Source organism: Paenarthrobacter nitroguajacolicus, from assembly GCF_051027655.1.
Lineage (GTDB): Bacteria > Actinomycetota > Actinomycetes > Actinomycetales > Micrococcaceae > Arthrobacter > Arthrobacter nitroguajacolicus.
This window is the reverse complement of the sequence record NZ_CP073234.1, coordinates 3,698,734-3,716,927: the sequence shown is the minus strand read 5'-3', so window position 1 is coordinate 3,716,927 and position 18,194 is coordinate 3,698,734. Positions and strand designations below refer to the sequence as shown.

14 protein-coding genes are annotated in these 18,194 nt (G+C 60.8%); 8 read left to right on the top strand and 6 right to left on the bottom strand.

Annotated elements, in window-relative coordinates; translation table 11 throughout:
- Nucleotides 1-68: 68 nt before the first annotated feature.
- Nucleotides 69-1,736 (bottom strand): alkaline phosphatase D family protein, encoded by a 1,668-nt coding sequence (locus tag KCX59_RS17525; RefSeq protein WP_179017001.1) that lies wholly within the window; start codon nt 1,734-1,736, stop codon nt 69-71.
- Between the two features lie 409 nt (nt 1,737-2,145).
- On the opposite strand from KCX59_RS17525, the gene KCX59_RS17520 reads away from it, so the two are divergent.
- Nucleotides 2,146-3,165 carry a LysM peptidoglycan-binding domain-containing protein gene (locus KCX59_RS17520; protein ID WP_179017000.1) on the top strand — a complete coding sequence of 340 codons (1,020 nt, stop codon included), beginning with the start codon at nt 2,146-2,148 and terminating at the stop codon, nt 3,163-3,165.
- Nucleotides 3,166-3,176: 11 nt separating this feature from the next.
- Here KCX59_RS17520 and KCX59_RS17515 read toward each other — a convergent pair whose 3' ends face one another.
- Nucleotides 3,177-3,773 carry a low molecular weight phosphatase family protein gene (locus tag KCX59_RS17515; protein WP_091470584.1) on the bottom strand — a complete coding sequence of 199 codons (597 nt, stop codon included), beginning with the start codon at nt 3,771-3,773 and terminating at the stop codon, nt 3,177-3,179.
- 200 nt (nt 3,774-3,973) lie between these two features.
- On the opposite strand from KCX59_RS17515, the gene paaA reads away from it, so the two are divergent.
- The 6 genes from paaA to KCX59_RS17485 are packed head-to-tail and all read left to right on the top strand — an operon-like array spanning nt 3,974 to nt 8,895.
- Nucleotides 3,974-4,969: a 1,2-phenylacetyl-CoA epoxidase subunit PaaA gene (gene paaA, locus KCX59_RS17510; protein WP_024817856.1), complete on the top strand. Its 996-nt coding sequence runs from the start codon at nt 3,974-3,976 to the stop codon at nt 4,967-4,969.
- Nucleotides 4,969-5,397: a 1,2-phenylacetyl-CoA epoxidase subunit PaaB gene (paaB, locus tag KCX59_RS17505; protein ID WP_179016999.1), complete on the top strand. Its 429-nt coding sequence runs from the start codon at nt 4,969-4,971 to the stop codon at nt 5,395-5,397. The genes paaA and paaB overlap by 1 nt, the downstream gene beginning before the upstream one ends.
- A complete protein-coding gene (paaC, locus tag KCX59_RS17500; RefSeq protein ID WP_179016998.1) occupies nt 5,394-6,323 on the top strand; it encodes a 1,2-phenylacetyl-CoA epoxidase subunit PaaC in 930 nt (309 codons plus the stop codon). The genes paaB and paaC overlap by 4 nt, the downstream gene beginning before the upstream one ends.
- 5 nt (nt 6,324-6,328) lie before the next feature.
- Nucleotides 6,329-6,892 carry a 1,2-phenylacetyl-CoA epoxidase subunit PaaD gene (gene paaD, locus KCX59_RS17495; RefSeq protein WP_179016997.1) on the top strand — a complete coding sequence of 188 codons (564 nt, stop codon included), beginning with the start codon at nt 6,329-6,331 and terminating at the stop codon, nt 6,890-6,892.
- 8 nt (nt 6,893-6,900) lie between these two features.
- Entirely contained in the window at nt 6,901-8,106 is a 1,206-nt protein-coding gene (paaE, locus tag KCX59_RS17490) for a 1,2-phenylacetyl-CoA epoxidase subunit PaaE (RefSeq protein ID WP_091470592.1), read from the top strand.
- Between the two features lie 9 nt (nt 8,107-8,115).
- A complete protein-coding gene (locus tag KCX59_RS17485; RefSeq protein ID WP_179016996.1) occupies nt 8,116-8,895 on the top strand; it encodes an enoyl-CoA hydratase/isomerase family protein in 780 nt (259 codons plus the stop codon).
- Nucleotides 8,896-8,987: 92 nt separating this feature from the next.
- On the opposite strand, the gene KCX59_RS17480 is transcribed toward KCX59_RS17485, so the two are convergent.
- The 3 genes from KCX59_RS17480 to KCX59_RS17470 form a co-directional block, all read right to left on the bottom strand.
- Nucleotides 8,988-10,559, bottom strand: a complete 1,572-nt coding sequence (locus KCX59_RS17480; RefSeq protein WP_256871357.1) for a PQQ-binding-like beta-propeller repeat protein — start codon at nt 10,557-10,559, stop codon at nt 8,988-8,990.
- Between the two features lie 302 nt (nt 10,560-10,861).
- Entirely contained in the window at nt 10,862-11,311 is a 450-nt protein-coding gene (locus tag KCX59_RS17475) for a hypothetical protein (protein WP_179016995.1), read from the bottom strand.
- Nucleotides 11,312-11,323: 12 nt separating this feature from the next.
- Complete coding sequence (locus KCX59_RS17470) at nt 11,324-12,889, bottom strand: chitinase (protein WP_179016994.1); 1,566 nt, start codon at nt 12,887-12,889, stop codon at nt 11,324-11,326.
- A gap of 219 nt (nt 12,890-13,108) precedes the next feature.
- Between KCX59_RS17470 and KCX59_RS17465 the strand changes: the two genes are divergently transcribed.
- Nucleotides 13,109-15,469: a glycosyltransferase family 2 protein gene (locus tag KCX59_RS17465; RefSeq protein ID WP_256871356.1), complete on the top strand. Its 2,361-nt coding sequence runs from the start codon at nt 13,109-13,111 to the stop codon at nt 15,467-15,469.
- Between the two features lie 90 nt (nt 15,470-15,559).
- Here the strand turns inward: KCX59_RS17465 and KCX59_RS17460 are convergent, their stop codons facing one another.
- On the bottom strand, nt 15,560-18,025 hold the full coding sequence (locus tag KCX59_RS17460; protein ID WP_179016993.1) for a choice-of-anchor L domain-containing protein: 2,466 nt from the start codon (nt 18,023-18,025) through the stop codon (nt 15,560-15,562).
- Nucleotides 18,026-18,194 lie beyond the last annotated feature (169 nt).

The following is an 18,194-nucleotide window of genomic DNA, read 5'->3' as shown; positions in this document are numbered from 1 at the left end:
GCAGTAGATGCCGTTTTGAGGGCTCAAAACGGCATTAACTGCGACTCAGTTGGGTGAGGCTGTGTGGGTTAACGCTGCGGGGTGAGGGCTTTCGAGTAGATCACCGCTCCCAAAGCATTGCGCAGGCTCACCGTGAACACACCGTCCGCCGCCAGGTCCACGTGGCCAAAGTACTGGTTCTCGCCGTCGCGCGGTGACTCTCCGGGGAAGCGCCCGGCCTTGGCAAACAGGACTTCGGGCCCGAAAGTTTTGTCCATCTCGCTCGGACCGAAGGAGCCGGCGTTGATGGGCCCGGCCACGAACTCCCAGAAGGGGTCGAAGTCGGTGAACGATGCCCGTTCGGGGGAGTAGTGGTGGGCGGCGCAGTAGTGCACGTCAGCGGTCAGCCACACGGTGTTCTTGACGCCGTACTTCTTGAAGGCGCTGAGCACGCCGGCAATTTCCAGCTCGCGTCCCAGGGGAGCGCCGGGGTCACGGTTGGCCAGGCTTTCCTGGTTCACGGCTCCGTCGGGAACGATGATGCCCAGGGGCAGGTCCGCGGCGATGACCTTCCACGTCGCTTTGGATTTGCGGACTTCCTTGATCAGCCAGTCCACCTGCTCTTGGCCCAGGATATTGGTGGCGTAGGGTTCCTTGCCGTCGGTGTTGGGGGACTTGAAGGTCCTCATGTCCAGGCAAAAGATGTCCAACTGCGGGCCGCGGGAGATTTTCCGGTAGATGCGCGCGGGCTGGTACTGGCCGGCGTCGTACGTCCCGGGGCGCCAGAGTGCGTCGGCGTCGGCGATCGGCATGTTCTCCTGCCATGCCTGCCGGCCGCGCGCTGCCAGGACATTGACGTTCCGTTCGGTGTAGCGGGGGTCGTCCAGGATTTCGCCGGGGTACCAGTTGTTGGTGGTTTCGTGGTCGTCCCACTGCGCAATCACGGGGACATCGGCGAACATGGCCCGCATATTGGCGTCCAGGGAGTTGTAGCGGTGCCGGCCCCGGTACTCCTTGAGGGTTTCGGCCACCTTGGATACTTCCTCGGTGACGATGTTCCGCCATACTCGCCCGTCCTTCTCAGTCACGCTTGCGGCAATGGGGCCGTCGGCGTAAATGGTGTCGCCCGAGTGGATGAAGAAGTCTGGCTTCGTAGCGTGCATGGCTTTGTAGCCCCGCATGCCGCCGAGTTCCTCATTGATGCCCCAGCCTTGACCCGCGGTGTCGCCGGTCCACACGAAGGATTGCCCGTTCGACGACGAACTGCCGCCTCCGCGCGCGTCTTCGGTGCCGTCGTCGTGCTTTCCGTTGGTGGAACCCGGCGCTGTGCTGAAGGTGCCGCGAACTGCCTCGCCTGGACCATTCTCGTCCTCGAAGGTCAGTTCCAACGCGAAGCGTGTGCCTGAGGGAAGGCCCTTGGCGTGGATTTTGGCGGTGAAGTCGCTGGCGTCCGTGGCCAAAGGTCCGCGGATGGTCCGGCTGAAACCGTAGCGTCCGCGAAGGATCCCGCCCGCGCTGTCCACCGCCTGAAGCTGTGCCGAGAGTCGGCCCGGGCCGGAAGCGCGGGACCAGAGGACGGCGGAGTCCGTTGTTACGTCGCCGGTGGCGATCCCCGTGGGAAGCGTGAGCCGCTTGCGCACCAGGGGGATGGCGGAAGGGGTAGCGGACGCGGGTGCGGCGGTGCCGGTGGCAACGCCGGCGAGGGCGAGCGTGGCAAGGGACGTCTTGACGAGTGAGCGGCGCGAGAGGTCAGTCATGGTTCCACAGTGCGTGGCCAGCGTGAACGGAGGGTGAGGGCGAGATGAAACCCAACTGTCTCGCATTTGTGGCTGCTACCAGCGCTGGGAGAGCCACAAATGCCAGTTAGTTGGGCGGCCGGCGTGCCCTGGAGCAAGTAGTCCAATTTCGGAAACTGCGTAATGCCCAAGTAACCATTCAAGCCTTCAGAAGGAAAGTCGAGTAGTTCCTACTCGTGCGGCGGGCATAGACCTATTCCTACCATTGAAATTCCTAGGGTTATAGCAATTCCGTTCCTCCGGCTCAGCGGTGGACCGCACCCCCAACAATTGTGGGCGGTGCCCCTCCCAATACGTAGCTGCGCTTTCCTACCCAGGTCCACAGGGACCTGTCTTGCGCGGTCCAGAGCCATGGAGTCCGGGGTTTCCCATGAACATGAATGACTTAGATCTTCAATCTTCCCTGTCAACCAAGAGCAATGGCGATGTTCGGCGGCCGCACTCCAGTAAATCCAAACTGTTGATTGCCGGCGCAGTGCTCGCGATATTAGCGCTGATCCCATTATTTTTTGGCGTCGTCAACTGGGCGACGCAACCGGCGGGTGACACCGACCAAAATGTTTCCCAGGAACAAGCGCCTTTTTCAAAAGGCGACAGTGCAAAAGCACCCGCAGCTTTGCCGGTCCAGGATGCCGAAGCGGAGGTAGCGCCGGAAGTACAGGCGGCTCCGGCAGCCGAAGCGCCAGCAGCTCCCGCTGCCGAAGCACCCGCCCCAGCTCCTGAGCCAGCCGCACCAGCTCCCGCTCCTGTCGAGGTGGCCCCCGCAGCGCCAGCTGGTGACCCCAACCTCTACACGGTGGCTTCCGGGGACACGGTAGGTGCCATTGCCTCCCGTTTCGGGGTGGATGTCACTGCGATGTTGGCTGCGAACGGACTCAGCGCCTATTCGGTGATTGTCCCGGGACAGGTTTTGAAGCTCACCGGACCGCCCATCGCGGTTGTCGCTCCCGCACCGGCTCCAGCCGCTCCCGCAGCGCAGGCTGCCCCCGCGCCAGCACCGGCCGCTCCCGCAGCTGCTGCTCCAGCTCCCGCAGCAGCTCCGGCCCCCGCGCCGGCTCCCGCTGTCCGGACCATCTACGTAGCCGGCGCCGGTGGCCAGTCGATGGTGGACGCCTGCATCGGGCCCATCCACTACACGCCCACCAACGCCTACGCGACGTTCATCACGGAGCACGATTTCTGTGGAGGTTGGGGACGGTTCTCGGGAATCGGTGTGGGTGAAACGGTGTCGATCCCAGGCTACGGAACGTTCACGGCCACGGGCCGGGGCCAGGTACCCAACCCGGGAAGCACCAACGACGTCGCAGCAGTGTTCGGCGGATTCCCCGCAGTTGTCCTGCAGACCTGCATCCCCGGCACCAGCCAGATGCTGGTGATCGCCCTCAACTAAGCAAAAACCAACTAGGCCGGCGCCGTCAGGCGCGCGAAACGGAGGATGCCTAGGATGGCCGGGGCCAGCTCATCCTCCATCTGGTGGTAGACCTCTTCCGCTCGTCGGTAGGGGTCTACCACATCGTTGTCTGCAGGATCGGACGGTAGCGCGAGGTGGCGGACTGAGGCGGCCCGGGTGGGAAGCGCACGCCAGAACTCCGTGATGTCCCCGGCCGGGGCCGTATCGCCCCGGTTCTCCAGCACGGACAGCATCCGGGCAAATTCCCGCACGGTGAAGGTTCGCTTTAGCAAGGACGCGTCCAACTGGAGGACTTCGCCGCGGTGCTTGGACGTCATGGCCAGCACCAGGTCGGTTTCCTTGAGGATCTTGGGGGTCAGCTGCCTGGCCGCAAAACCGTCAGGGTTTCCGCGGAAAGTGCTGATGATCCGGGCCGAGAGGGGCTGGATGGGCTCACCCACCATGGCGCGAGTGCCGGCGCTGCGGACTTCGAAGGACCCGGGACTGACCTGGTTGAGCCCGGTCTGCAGCAACCGTTCGGCCACGGGGGAGCGGCAGATGTTCCCGGTGCAGACGGTGAGAATCCTGAAGGGATGGGGCGATTCCACGTGAGGCTCTTTTCTAGCGGTGACTGGGACAGCTGAGGTCCCACCCCAAGTTAACACGGCGGGCAGCGAGGTCCTTGTCAACAACGCAGGGCCACGCAAACAGGACCAAACGCCGGGCGCACCAAAGACTCGAACGCTTGACTGAAATCACCCGGTCCGCATATTCTGAACGAACGGTCGGTAATTTATTAGGAGCAACCATGGCATCGCAGAATCTGCAGTCAGTGCCCGCTGAGCTGTCCCCGGAAGAGCAGGAGCGGGAGGCAGCCGGACAGGCGTATTTTGATCGCATCATTTCGGAGGACTCGCGCATCGAACCGCGCGACTGGATGCCGGCGGCTTACCGCAAGACTTTGCTGCGCCAGATCTCGCAGCACGCGCACTCGGAAATTATTGGCATGCAGCCGGAAGCCAACTGGATCACCAGGGCACCGAGCCTGAAGCGCAAGTCCATCCTCATGGCCAAGGTCCAGGACGAGGCCGGCCACGGCTTGTACCTTTACTCGGCCGCTGAGACCCTGGGCCAGTCCCGGGACCAGATGATGGAAGACCTGATTGCCGGCAAGGCCCGGTACTCGTCCATCTTCAACTACCCCACGATTTCCTGGGCTGACATGGGGGCCATCGGCTGGCTTGTTGATGGTGCAGCCATCTGCAACCAGGTTCCCCTGTGCCGCGCCTCGTACGGTCCTTACGGTCGCGCAATGGTGCGCATCTGCAAGGAAGAATCATTCCACCAGCGCCAGGGTTTCGAGATCCTGCTGGAGCTGTCCAACGGCACGCCTGCGCAGAAGCAGATGGCCCAGGACGCAGTGAACCGCTGGTACGCGCCGTCGCTGATGATGTTCGGCCCGCCGGACGACGACTCACCCAACTCCAAGCAGTCCATGGCTTGGAACATCAAGCGGTTCAGCAATGACGAGCTGCGAAGCCGGTTCGTCGGCATGATGGTGGAGCAGGTCCGTGTCCTCGGCCTGACCCTGCCTGACAAGGACATCCGTTTCAACGAAGAAACCAAAAAGTGGGAGCACGGACCCCTGGACTGGAACGAGTTCAAGGAAGTCCTGGCCGGCCGCGGTCCCTGCAACTCGCAGCGCGTCGAGCGCCGCCGTGAGGCACACGAAAACGGTGCCTGGGTTCGCGAAGCCGCAGTGGCCTACGCCCGCAAGCAAGCACAGAAAGAGAACGCAGCATAATGGCTCCTCACGGTAACCCGGAAGCACCGGCCAGCGCCGCCAGCGAAATCAACCGCGAGGCCTCCAAGGTTGCGGCAACCAACGCTGAAAGCACGACGACGGCGCCCGCCTCAGGCCCGGACGTCACCTCGCATGGCGCCAAGGAAGAAACCCCCTGGTCCCTTTGGGAGGTCTTCGTCCGCTCGAGCCGCGGCCTGTCCCACGTACATGCCGGTTCCTTGCATGCACCGGATGCGGCCATGGCACTCCGGAACGCCCGCGATTTGTACACGCGCCGCAACGAAGGCGTCTCCATTTGGGTTGTCCCGGCCGAGGCGATTTCCTCCAGCGATCCCGACTCCAAGGGTTCCTTCTTCGAGTCCCCGCAGGGCAAGGATTACCGCCACGCAACGTACTACACCAAGAGCGAAGGCGTGAAGCACCTGTGAGCACTCAAGAAACTGCTAAAGACACTGACTTCGCCATTGAGGGCCACGGCGACATCTCAGTGGGTGTCCATGGAGCCGGCGCGTCCGGCGACGGCTCGGCCAGTGCCACCCGCATCACGCCGGGCAACGCGCTGCGCCCCGAAGACATCGCGCTCGAAATCAGCCGCGGGCAGGTCAAGCCCACTGAGGACGTTGCAGAGTTCGCCCTGCGCATCGGCGACGACGGCCTGATCCTCGCCCAGCGCCTGGGCCATTGGATTTCCCGTGCTCCCGAGCTCGAGGAAGATATCGCCCTGGGCAATATCGCCCTGGACCAGTTGGGCCACGCGCGTTCCTTCTTGACCTATGCCGGTGCCGCTTGGGACAAGTCCGAGGATGACCTCGCCTACTTCCGCAGGGAGCACGAGTTCCGTTCTGCCCACTTGTTTGAGCAGCCCAACGGCGATTTCGCGGTGACCATCGCCCGGCAGTTCATCGTGAGCTTCTACCAGTACGAGCTCTACACCAAGCTCATGGAGTCCACCGATGCCACCATCGCAGCCATTTCCGCGAAGGCCGTGAAGGAAGTCGATTACCACCGCGATCACAGCGCGCAGTGGGTGCTTCGCCTGGCTGGCGGCACCGATGAGTCCCGGGCACGCATCATCCAGGGCTTCAAGCTCGTGTGGCCGTATGTGGACGAACTCTTCGAAGACGACCAACTGACCACTCGCTTGGCCGAGGCTGGCGTCATTGTTCAGCCTTCAAGCCTTCGCGCAGAATTCGATCGCCTCACCGGAGAAATCATGGCCGAAGCGGAGCTGGAAATTCCCGGCGTCCCGCAGGCACTGGGCGGCGGCCGCAACGGCAAGCATTCCGAATTCCTGGGTTACATCCTTGCTGAAATGCAGGTCCTGGCCCGCGAACACCCCGGCGCGAGCTGGTGACCAGCATGACGACTCTGTCGCGGATGCAGGAAAAGACCGCTGAGCAGCGGGCCTGGGACATCGCGTCCACGGTCTGCGATCCGGAGATCCCGGTCCTCACCATTGAGGACCTGGGGATCCTCCGCGGCGTGCGGGTTGTCCCGGCGGCGACCAACACAACAAGCCAGCACGACGGCGGCGCCTCAAGTGCCGCCGTCGAGGTCACCATCACGCCCACGTACTCGGGCTGCCCGGCGATGGACGCCATTGGTGACGACCTGCGGAAGGCTTTCCAGAAGGAGGGCTACGCCAGCGTGCACATCAACCTGGTGCTGTCCCCGGCGTGGACCACTGACTGGATGACCGAATCCGGCAAGGCCAAACTGGAGGAGTACGGGATCGCCCCGCCCAGTGGCATGGCTGCCGCAGGTGGCCATTCCGGTCCCGTCCGCCTGAGCCTGGCCGTGAAATGCCCGCAGTGTTCATCGCTGAACACCAAGGAACTCACCCGCTTTGGTTCCACATCCTGCAAGGCGCTGTTCGTCTGCCAGGACTGCAAGGAACCGTTCGACTACTTCAAAGTCCTCTAAGGAATTCCATGACCACCGAAACCCAGACGGCCAGCCGCCGTCGTGCGTCTTTCCACAACCTGACTGTCTCGGAGGTCCGGCGCCTGACGGACGATGCCATTGAGGTCACGTTCGGTGTTCCTGCCGAGCTTGCCGGGCAGTACGACTACCTGCCCGGCCAGTACGTGGCCCTTCGCACCACGTTGCCGGATGAGCAGGGCGAGCCGCACGAGGTCCGCCGCAGTTATTCGATCTGCGCAGAGCCGCGCAGCTTCGAGGACGGCAGCAGCGAGATCCGCGTGGCCATCAAGAAAGACCTGGGCGGCCTCTTCTCCACGTGGGCCAACGCCGAACTGAAGGCCGGTGATGTCCTGGATGTCATGAGCCCGCAGGGTGCTTTCATCTCGCGGCACGGCAAGGACGGCGCGTCAGTTCAGCACAACGTCATGAACTCCATGAACCACCCGGAGGAGCTGGCGGGGGAGCCGGGTAACTTCGTGGCGATCGCAGCTGGTTCGGGCATTACCCCGGTCATCGCCATTGCGCGCACTCTGCTGGCGGCCAATCCGGAGACCACCTTTGACCTGGTGTACGCCAACAAAGCTGCCATGGACGTCATGTTCCTTGAAGAGCTGGCGGACCTGAAGGACAAGTACCCGTCCCGCCTGGCGCTGCATCACGTGCTGTCCCGCGAGCAGCGGATCGCGCCGTTGATGACGGGTCGCATTGATTCGGAGAAGCTGCAGGCGCTGCTCAGCAGTGCCATCCGTGCCGAGGACGTGGACGAGTGGTTCCTGTGCGGGCCGTTCGAGCTCGTCCAGCTCTGCCGTGACACCCTTGCTGCCCGCGGTGTTGAGCCCGAGCACGTTCGTTTCGAGTTGTTCACCACTGGCCGTCCGGACCGTCCCGAGGGCAACGCCGGCCGCCCGGTTGTGGAGGACGAGTCGCAGGACACGTACAAGATCACCTTTACCTTGGATGGTCTCACCGGCGACGTCGCCAGTCCCACCCATGCTCGCGAATCCATCCTCAACGCCGCTTTGCGTGTTCGCCCGGACGTTCCGTTCGCGTGCGCCGGTGGCGTCTGCGGCACCTGCCGCGCCAAGCTGATCACCGGTACGGTGACCATGGATGAGAACTACGCCCTTGAGCAGGACGAGCTGGACAAGGGCTACGTCCTCACCTGCCAGTCCCACCCCACCAGCGAAGAAGTTACCGTCGACTTCGACGTCTAAGGAGTCCCCATGATCGAGCTCTCCATTGCCAACGGTATTGCCGAAATCGTCCTTAATTACCCGGACAAGCTGAACTCGCTCAACGAGGACGCGCTTGCCGAACTGGACAAAGCGTACGACGACGCTGCTGCCGCCGCCTCACGCGGTGACGTGCGGGCGCTGCTGCTTCGCGGAGAAGGCCGGGCCTTCTGTGCCGGCCGCGACATCTCGGGGGTGACCCCGGAAACCGACGACGCGCAGGCGTACCTTGGCGGACTCGTGGAGCCGCTGTTGAAGAAGATGGCAGCGTTTCCGGCGCCCACGTTTGCCGCCGCCCACGGGGCTTGCCTTGGGGTCGGGCTGGGGCTGTTGTTGGCCACGGACGTGGTGTACGTGGCGGACAACGCCAAATTCGGTTCACCTTTCGCCAAGCTCGGTGCCACGTTGGATTCGGGCGGCCACTGGTACTTCACGGAGCGCCTGGGCATGCACCGCACACTGGACCTGATCTACACCGCCGACCTCATTTCCGGCGCGGAAGCCGTGGAGCAGGGGATGTTCAGTCGGGCAATGCCGGCCGATTCCCTTCTGCCGGTGACGCGGGAGATCGTGTCGCGGGTAGCCACGGGGGCGACAGGTGCGTTCAACGCGTCCAAGGAACTCGTCGCACACATCCGAGACCAGCGCCTGGGCCTGTGGGCATCCATGGCCGAGGAAAACACAGAGCAGGCACGGCTTTGCAAGACCGACGACTACGCCGAAGGTTTCCGAGCCTTCCAGGAGAAGCGGGCGCCGATTTTCAAGGGCTAGGTTCCTTGCGCGCAACAGGTCCCGCCCTTGTTCGCACCCCTCACCGTTGTACGGCGACTAGGTCGGATAGAGACAGGTTTCGTGAAGCTCGCCTAGACGAAATCCTTGAGGAGCTTGTACGCGGCCACTTTTCCTTCCAAGGAAATGACGGCCATGTCTTGGTCCGGAGTGCTCACGTCAGTGAGGGCACCATAGGTGAATGCGGGGGCCGGGGACCCGCTCTTGAGGCATGGAAATGCGACGAGTGAGCCGGCCCCGATGTCGCCGCCTGGTTGATCCTTGTTGGGCCCATTCGGCGGCATGGTGTAGGTGGTTGCCTTCGTGCAAACAAAAGCATCGTCGAAGCTTGCCCCACTGGGTTTGCCGGTGCGGGCGTCCAACAGGGCTGATGAATAGTAGGTGCCGGCAATCACCAGGTCGCCGTGGCCCGCTGAAGGTATAAGGCCGGCGGTTTCCCAACTGTGAACTTCCACCGGTTTGCTTTGCCAAACGGCTTCGCCGGTGATGGGATCGTAACCTACCACCTTCGAATGTCCGCCCACGTATTTCCCTGCGGGAAATTCAACCGAGCCATCTACGTACTCGCACCGAACAGGAAAAGCGTCCCCGCCCTCCAGCTTGGAAGAAGCCGTGCCCACGGTCTTGGCGCATTCGAGCTGTGAACCATCGGCGGTCCAGAGAACACGGCCGCTGGACGCCCGGAAACCCACCGTTTTGGTGCTTTCGCGCAGGTTCAGTGAAAAGGTTTGTTCCGTAAATTCCTCGGGCGCAAAATTTGTAGGGTTAATGCCGACGGAGCCAACGTAGAGATCCAATTTTTCCGAGTAAGTGAAGTGCCAGCCCAGGTCCGTGGTGGCGCCCTTCCCGAAAATGCTTTCCATCTCCACTTCCCACAGGACCTCGCCGTAGGAGACGTGGGCCAGGGTTTCAACTCCGCCCGACAGCACCGAGTACAGTTCTTTCCCGACCGGCCGGAAGTTCCCGGTCAGCGGGTTCACTTCAGGTCCGGAAAGATTGTCGCCGGATTCCAAGTCCACCCAGTGTTCTACTGTCCCGAACGTTTCATCGAACGCGATAAAGCACATGTCCTGCAACTCGTCGCAAGCAAAGGGGCGTGTACTAACTAGTTCCGCCCTCCCGCGGTAGAGCTCCTTGCCGCTGCTCAGGTCAAAGGCCACCGGAGTAGTCCACCATTCGTAGCCGCTGTTGTTGGGCGGAGGAGCCGTAGCCTGCAGGAAGATGGCGGCACTCTTTCCTGCAGCGGTCCTGGTGACAACAGGTTCAAGGGGAACAGAAGGCGCGTCGAGCCCCGGGTGAACAGGCTGGGTCCAGAGCTGTTTCCCATCAGCAACGGAGAACGCATGGGCATTGACACCTGTGGGACTCGACGCGTAGACCAAGGCAACGCCATCGGCCACCACAGGCTGGCCGATGGCGTCGAGCGGTACTTCCCATGCCGCCGTCGTAATTTCTGTACTTCTCTCCACTGGAGACGTGCTGGGAGGTGGCGTTGTTGCGGCGGGAATCCCCGGAAGGGGAATCATGGTGCACGCGGACAGCAGGCTGGCAACACCTACGGCCACGATGCCGGATAACACTGGCTTCCAGCGTGCAATGAAACGCGCGGATCGGGACTGAATCATGGTTCCCCCAGGAACGTCCATGGTTCAGCACCTGCAGGGCGTAGTTCCAAACCAGAAAAGGCCAACAAGACGTGGCTCAGATAGAGAATACAAGGCGTGCGGCCTAAACTTAGTCACACGTATGAAACGCGCTTAGCGGGTCAGCGTGCTGAGAACGGAGTGCGCCATGCTCAAGATGATCATGTGCAAGCTAAACCTTCACCACCACTGGCACGTGGAATCCGCGGAGGATGGCAGCGGCCGGTACAGGCGATGCACCCGCTGCGGCAAATACGACCGGGACTGGGACGGTAGCGGCTTTATGCACTGAGAAAGGCTCGAATTCACCATCCGAAGGTGTCTGTTATGGCACGGTCGGTCTTGTAGTCGGCCTTATCCGGATATGCCCACCGGAGGATCTTGTACTCGCCTCCCCGACGAATTGCTTCAATGGCAACAAACTCCTGGTTTCCTGCCCGGTTGAATTCCACTATTATTCCGAGCACTTCTTCTTCCCTAGGCACCATCTGGTAGATCTTGGGAACCCAGATTATTGGCTGGGGGTCGGCTTCCTGCTTCGCCGCCATTTCTGTTTCGCTTTTCTTGCACTCATCCACGGTTTGTTCGCTGGAACTGTCCAGGAGGTCGCAGAATTTGCCGTCGTGACCCGCCAATGAGTAAGCGAAGGTGATTCCGAGGTCACTTGCTTTGGCGTCATCGTGCCCTTGGGCGCATCCGCTCAGGATCAGTGTGGCCACTGCAATCGATGCCGCAGCTGCCAGATACTTCCTCATGCTGTGTTGCTCCTATTTTGCCGCTTCGCCAGATAGCACCTTGGTCAGTTCCTCATTGGAGAGTTTCATCCAGCCCGAATCTGTGGACCCCTGCAGCGCGGCTTCCGGACTCTGTGTCTGGACCCACCATTTAGCTTCGAAGACGTGCTGGCCCAGCATCACGCGGTCGCCCTTGTGATAAACGCTTGTGGCTGACCATGCCGGATATGTTCCGGCGGGAACAGTGACTTCAGGCTTGGGCCGGTCGCCGGGCAGGACGGGGCCGATCAATTTCCACGGCGCAGCGGCTTTGTCCGGAACGGGATCGTTGGGCACGTCATCTTTGGTCCACCACTTGGCCTCGTAGACGTTGCCGTGCCAAACGATCCTGTCTGACTGCACGTACGTGGCCACGGGAGACCAGATCGGGTAAGGGCTGGTAGCGGGGTCGTCTACTACCGCCGTGGCGGTGGTTGTGCCCGTTGGCAGCACCGGAGCGGGGGAGTCCGTGGGTTTGGAGTCAATGTCAGCACCCAGCACATCGGAGAAACGTTTATCACGCTGCGGCACGCCACTGCAGGCGTCGGACACCACAGTCAGAGTGGGATAGTTTGGGCCGCATTCGGTGTCCCGGTTCAAGGACCACATGGACATCCTGCCAATGCCTTTGCCCTGCGCGAAGTCGTGCAAACCTTGGGCGTCGGGGAGGGTGAAAACGTCAGCCACAATGTCGTTCTGGCCGATCATGGGGGTTAAGCCAATTTTGCGCCATAGGGTTTGTGCCCCAAGGCTTTGCTGCGCTGCGGAGTAGATTTCACCCAGCTGGGAGTGGGTCGCCTCGGCTGCGGCGATTGAGGCCTGCAGCATGGACTGTCCGGCCACACGGCTTTCGCCGTAGTCCATGGTCATGATGTTCACCCCGGCAAGTTCCACACCGGATGAGAGGAACTGCTCGACGGCGGCCGTCCCGTCTGTAGTCAGCCCCGACGGAGCCACGGGTAGCGTCAGCCAGACGGAGAGGCTTTTGCCCTCGGCCCGCCTTCCTTGCTGCACCGCGCCGATGGCTTTGGCCTGTCGTGCGATGGCTGCCTTATCCGTCAGGGCGGTTCCCTCGATGTCGAGGTCGATGGTGTTGAGGTCGTAGCGGTCAACCACGTTCGAGTAGGCCTGCTGAAGCCGGTCGTCGTCGGTGCAGGCGGTGGCGAGTTCCTTGTTCGATAGCCCACCGAAGGAGACGGCGATGTCTCCGCCGGTTTGCCGAAGCCTGGCAATGCGTCGGTCCAGATCAAGGTCTGAGGCGGCCGCGTCCAGGCTGTAGAAGGAGCCCCAGGATGGCGTGCACCCGTCCTTGGCGTCGGCCACGATGAAGGACAAAACCACGGACTTGGTGGTGTCGCTGACTGGCTGCTCGAACGCGTACCGAGGTGTCGCCGTTACGTCGACGTACCCAGTGAAAAGTGAAGGTGACGCTGCCGCGGTACGGGTATCAGTGTAGTTACGCCAGGACACGACGCCGGCCCCCACCACCACAGCTATGACAGCCAGCAGTACGGAGAGCCGAATCCAGGACAGCTTTCGCCCAGGAAAGTGCTTGGACATTTATCCCCCAACATTGAGACCCAAAAATTCGAGTGAGCAGAGTTAAAACCCATGAATGAGGCCAATAACTGTTCCAACAAATTCCGTGGACCACACGGGAATCGTAAGGCTCCTGCTATCGATTACTATAAGGGCAATCGGCGACGCCTTTGTTACAGAAGGTGGACGTTCAACCGGCTACAGGGCCGGAAGGCGCGGTTCACAGTTTGATGGGGAATAATGACGGACCAGTTGGTTGATTTGTCCGATGTAGAGCGGGAGACCAAAGAGCTTCCCGCAGAGCGATTGGAAAATACAGGGCGAAAGAGGCAGTGGGGGTCGGAACGGCGGTCCGAACCGTTGGCCATTGTTCACCCAACGCCGTCGTCGCGAAAGATCGTTCTTGGCAGGCTTGCCATGCTCGTGACGGTGGGGGCGTGGCTGTATTACGTTGTCTCCACCATCATTCGGCAGCTTGTTGACAATCCGAACTCAGGATTCCGCTTCGGATTTGAGTCGATTTCGTACCTTATTGTCGTCACGTTCCTGACGTTCTCCGCACTGATGTACCTTATGGCGCGGCAAGGTGCTCTGTACCGGTTCAAGGAACATCGCAGGGTCCCTCGAGGTGAACTTGATAATCACTTCGCCAACTACAAAGAGGCCGTGACGGTGTTGGTACCGTCCTACGCAGAAGAACCCCAGGTTGTGCGGGGTACGTTGTGGTCGGCCGCCCTTCAGGAGTTCCCGGATCTGCGGGTGGTGCTCCTGCTGGACGATCCTCCGCATCCTACCGAGCCGGAGAAGATCCACCGCCTTGAACAGACCAGGGCGCTGGCGGGGCAAATTGCAGATGCGTTATCTGCTCCGGCAGAGCGCGCAAACAAGGCGTTGGCTACCTTCAGGGTGAGGCACACGTCGCCCCTTGCAGCGGAAGCCCCTGCCACGGTTGAAGCGGACGAGCTCCAACTCCTGATTGCGGAGTATGAGGCAGCGGTGGAGTGGCTGGAAGCGATGGCGGAGGCTGAAACCGTGGAAGACCATGTGGACGAATTCTTCGTGGACCTGGTCATCATGGGACTGGCTCGTGAACTTCGCTTGGTTTTGTTGGCGCTGAATGCAGCGGAGGCGCAGAACACGGCCCCAAACCCGGAGCGGATGGAACAGCTTTACCTGAGGCTCACGTGGATTTTCAACGTTCAAACCGAGACTTTTGAGCGGAAGAGGTATGCCAGCCTGTCCCACGAAGCGAACAAGGCCATGAACCTCAACGCCTACATTTCCCTCATGGGAAAACGTTGGCGGCGGGAAGAGACTGCTGGAGGCGTGGTTCTGCGTCCATCCCTGGTTCCACGTGATGACGATCTGTTGGTTCCGGACAGTACCTATTTGCTGACCTTGGATGCTGATTCCCTGCTGCTGCGGGACTATTGTCTGCGCTTGGTGTACTTCCTGGAATCTGCGGGTAACGAGCGTGTGGCAGTGACGCAAACACCGTATTCCTCGTTCCGGGGTGCACCTACCCGGATTGAGAGGATTGCCGGTGCCACCACCGATATCCAGCACATTCTGCACCAAGGTATGACGTACTATGGAGCGACTTTCTGGGTGGGTGCCAATGCGATTATCCGTAAGCGCGCCCTCGAGGACATCGTTGAAGTTGAGACGGTTGGCGGGTTCGAAATCCGCACCTATATCCAGGACCGCACCGTCATTGAGGACACTGAATCCAGCATTGACCTGGGCACTCATGGTTGGACGCTTGTAAATTATCCGGAGCGCCTGAGTTACAGTGCAACGCCACCAGACTTCGGTTCACTGGTGGTGCAGCGTCGACGCTGGGCCAACGGAGGCTTGCTCATCCTTCCCAAGCTCTGGAACCAACTCTCGCAGCGGCGGAACCAGCGGCAAAGAATACTCATCCGCGAAGTTCTCCTGCGTGTGAACTACATGGCGTCGATTACCTGGGCCAGCTTCGGGCTCCTTTTCCTGCTGGCTTATCCCTATGACAGCAGGCTCCTTAGTCCTGCAGTGTTTATAGCTGCCTTGCCGTATTTCCTGTGCATGGGTTCAGACCTTCGCGATTGCGGCCATCGTTTTAGCGACATCTTCCGGATATACGGGTTCAACCTCATCCTGCTGCCGGTCAACCTCGCCGGCGTCCTGAAATCCCTCCAGCAAGGACTGACGGGGGACAAGATCCTCTTTGTCCGAACCCCCAAGGTGAAGGACCGGACAGCCGCCCCCGCCATTTATGTCCTGATTCCTTACGCCATCGTCGCGTTCTCGGTACTGACCGTTTGGAGGGACGCCCAGCAGGGGAATTGGGGCAACGTCGCCTTCGCATCGCTGAATGCAGTGTTGGCCATGATGTGCATCCAGTCGTATATCGGCTTGTGGAACTCGGCGGTGGATGTTGTCCTGGGAGCAGTCAATTGGCTGTACGTGACGCCCAGAACGCAAGCAAAGCCCGAATCGTTGGTTGAACCCAAAACGGCCGAGGAAGTTGATTGGGAATCGATCCTCTACCACGGCGACCGCAGGCTCAACCGGGACCTTCGCTGCGGAACCGACCGTCGTCGTCGAATTTCACTTCGCTGAACCTTTCGTTGATCAGCGAAACAGTGCACTGATCAACGAAACAGGGCCCTCCGCCATGTGGCGGAGGGCCCTGTTTTCTTGCTCTCAACGTTAGTCGGACCAGATGCCTCCGTCGAGCAGCGCTACGGCGCTGTCGAGGATGCCATCACTGGTATCAGCAACGGCAATTTCCACGGTGACAGGTACGCCCGGTTGCACGGGAACCGAACATGTGAGGGCGGTGGTCATCCCGTCCATGGCGGTGTTGAATCCGCTTGCTCCGGCGGCATTGTCAATGTAATAACTTTCATTCGTGTGATCGTTGACGTTGTTCACGCTGATTGGGCTCTGGGTACCGGGTACCAACGCGCAGTTGGTTCCGTTGACGAAGACGCCCATGACGTCGTTGTAGGCACTGCCCACGTATTCGGGGTATTCCTCGCTGGCAAAGAAGTAACGAACATGGAGGGTGTCGCCTGAAGGAATGATTTTGGCCCAGTAGGAGGCTGCATCAAAAGTGGGCAGATCGCCGATGAAGTTGGACAGCGTGGCGTTTCCTGGTGTTCCCAGATCGCTGGACGCCTGCTGTTCGGGTGTGCCAACGGAGTTCTGCATGTTGCCCGTGGACAGGATCCATGCGGCGCCACCGGGACCATAGTCAGTTGCCCTGCCCCACTGGGACGAGTCACCTGCTCCGCCGTCTTCTTCCACGGCGATGCCGTCGCCGAATACTTCCTCAGAGACGTCGCCAACGGGCGGTGTGGGCTTGCAGAGGTCACCTTCCCAAAGAACCAGGTTCTTGGTGATCTCCTTCTTCCACTCGTCTGTCAGCTTCATACCGAAGACCTCGACGCCGGCGATCACGCCTATGCGGCCAGCCAGGCCTACCTCGTGTGCACAGGTTTCCGGGCCGGTGGCGTAGTTGGCGTATGCATCGAATCCACCCGTAAGTCCCGCGATTCCATACAGCTTTGCGGTCAGGGTGGGTCCGATGGTTACTGAAGATTCACTGGTCAGCTGAGGGCCTTGGAATGTTGCTTCGGCGTTGCCGCCATACTCAGCGACGGGCTGGAAATTGCCGTCTTTGTAGGACATGCCAACCGTAGTGGTTGCAGATGCTGCAGCCGTGACATAGGTATCTGCGGTCCATTCGCTCTTGGCCTTGAGGTCGATGGAGGAGATGAACTGAATGTCTACAGGGACTGGGCCAACTTGGATATGCGCCCAGGTATTGACCGTGCCAAGGTTCTTTTCCGCGGTTCCGGTCAGCGTTCCCGTTGCGCGTGCAGTTGTTTCGGCGGACAAACCAGTGTCCAGCGTGAACTTCGCTTCCTTCAGTGACGCCCAGTGAATATCCACTTCTGCGTTGACAGCAGAATCAACACCGAATTCACTGCTGAGTGCCAGAGTTCCGGTGCCCTCCACATCCACGGTCTTCCACGCAGTTCCTGTGACGGATTTGCTCAGGGTGTCAGAGAATTTGAACGTTTTCTCGAAGATGGGCAGGGACACGTCACTTGGGGTGGCCAACTCGTCCGCTGGAATTCGACCGCCGTTACGGTTCAAGGGAGCCGCGGAGGCCTGCCCGTTATCAATGACGTCCACACCATCCGCCGGAATGAACTCCTGCTTCACGATGGTGGTGGTGGGGGTGACCAAACCGTTGGTGTCGTAAATGGCGTCCGGCAGGGTGGCCTGTTGGACAACAGCTGTCTGTTTTCCGTCCGGAGCATTAGTAACCTGCTGGACGCGAACCAACATTCCGTCCGGAGTAACCTCCGAGAAACCAGAAACAAGCACGTTGCCGGGGTCGATATCCGGTGCTCCCGCACCCACGGAGTTGAACGTGATGGTTGTATCGCCCTGAACGTATTCCTGTGCCAAGGTGTTGGTATCAATCACCAGGGTATCCGGCGATGTCACAACACCATCCGCTGCAGGGGGCAAAGATAAGCGGTACAAGTATGCCGCCATAGCGTCACGGTTGATGGGTGAGAGCGGGCGGTAGGAAGCCGTGCCGTCTCCGTTATCCCAACCGGTAGCGATTCCCTTCGCATGGAGCCAGGAAATCTCGGTGTAGAACTGCGTCGTGCTGGTGATGTCAGAGAAGGGTGGCGTTGCTGGTGCCTGGAAATCAGGCTTGTTTTCAAAGCGGTAGAGGAAGGCCGCCATGGCGTCGCGGTTGATCGGGGCCGTAGGGCGGTACTCCCGTTTACCGTTCCCCACATCCCACCCGGTGGAGATTTCCTCCTCGTGAAGCCATGTCATTTCCTTGTAGTGCTGCTGGCCGGGGCTGACATCCTGGAACGGCGAGGTGCTTGGTGCCGTGAATTCCGGCGATCCTGCCAGCCGGTAGAGGAACGCGGCCATTGCATCACGATTGATTGCGGTCAAAGGACGGTATGTTCCGTCGGACCAGCCGGTGGAGATGCGTTCATTTGCCAGCCAGGACATTTCTTTCGCAAACATCATGCCTGCGGGTACGTCGGTGAATGTCACGGCATTTTCTGTTTCGCCGGCGGCTGTTGCTGCCGTTTGGCCGGTAAGTACCAAGGAGGCACAAAAAATGCCGACCATGAGGGTTCGGCTGGATCGGGAAAAGTGGGTCCTTCGAGGGTGCCCCGCTTTGGGGCTGGGCATAGGCGTATCAGGTGATGTGCTCAAGGGGCGCTCTCTCAAAAAATGAATCGGGCAGCCGCCAATTGCCTCATTGGCGGAAGACCTGGGTGCGAACGGAATTGATGCG

Bases quoted from the DNA above. Each gene is read 5' to 3' on its own strand.
- KCX59_RS17525 (WP_179017001.1), bottom strand. From the start codon at position 1,736: ATGACTGACCTCTCGCGCCGCTCACTCGTCAAGACGTCCCTTGCCACG.
- KCX59_RS17520 (WP_179017000.1), top strand. From the start codon at position 2,146: ATGAACATGAATGACTTAGATCTTCAATCTTCCCTGTCAACCAAGAGC.
- paaA (WP_024817856.1), top strand. From the start codon at position 3,974: ATGGCATCGCAGAATCTGCAGTCAGTGCCCGCTGAGCTGTCCCCGGAA.
- paaB (WP_179016999.1), top strand. From the start codon at position 4,969: ATGGCTCCTCACGGTAACCCGGAAGCACCGGCCAGCGCCGCCAGCGAA.
- paaD (WP_179016997.1), top strand. From the start codon at position 6,329: ATGACGACTCTGTCGCGGATGCAGGAAAAGACCGCTGAGCAGCGGGCC.
- paaE (WP_091470592.1), top strand. From the start codon at position 6,901: ATGACCACCGAAACCCAGACGGCCAGCCGCCGTCGTGCGTCTTTCCAC.
- KCX59_RS17485 (WP_179016996.1), top strand. From the start codon at position 8,116: ATGATCGAGCTCTCCATTGCCAACGGTATTGCCGAAATCGTCCTTAAT.
- KCX59_RS17480 (WP_256871357.1), bottom strand. From the start codon at position 10,559: ATGGACGTTCCTGGGGGAACCATGATTCAGTCCCGATCCGCGCGTTTC.
- KCX59_RS17475 (WP_179016995.1), bottom strand. From the start codon at position 11,311: ATGAGGAAGTATCTGGCAGCTGCGGCATCGATTGCAGTGGCCACACTG.
- KCX59_RS17470 (WP_179016994.1), bottom strand. From the start codon at position 12,889: ATGTCCAAGCACTTTCCTGGGCGAAAGCTGTCCTGGATTCGGCTCTCC.
- KCX59_RS17465 (WP_256871356.1), top strand. From the start codon at position 13,109: ATGACGGACCAGTTGGTTGATTTGTCCGATGTAGAGCGGGAGACCAAA.
- KCX59_RS17460 (WP_179016993.1), bottom strand. From the start codon at position 18,025: ATGGTCGGCATTTTTTGTGCCTCCTTGGTACTTACCGGCCAAACGGCA.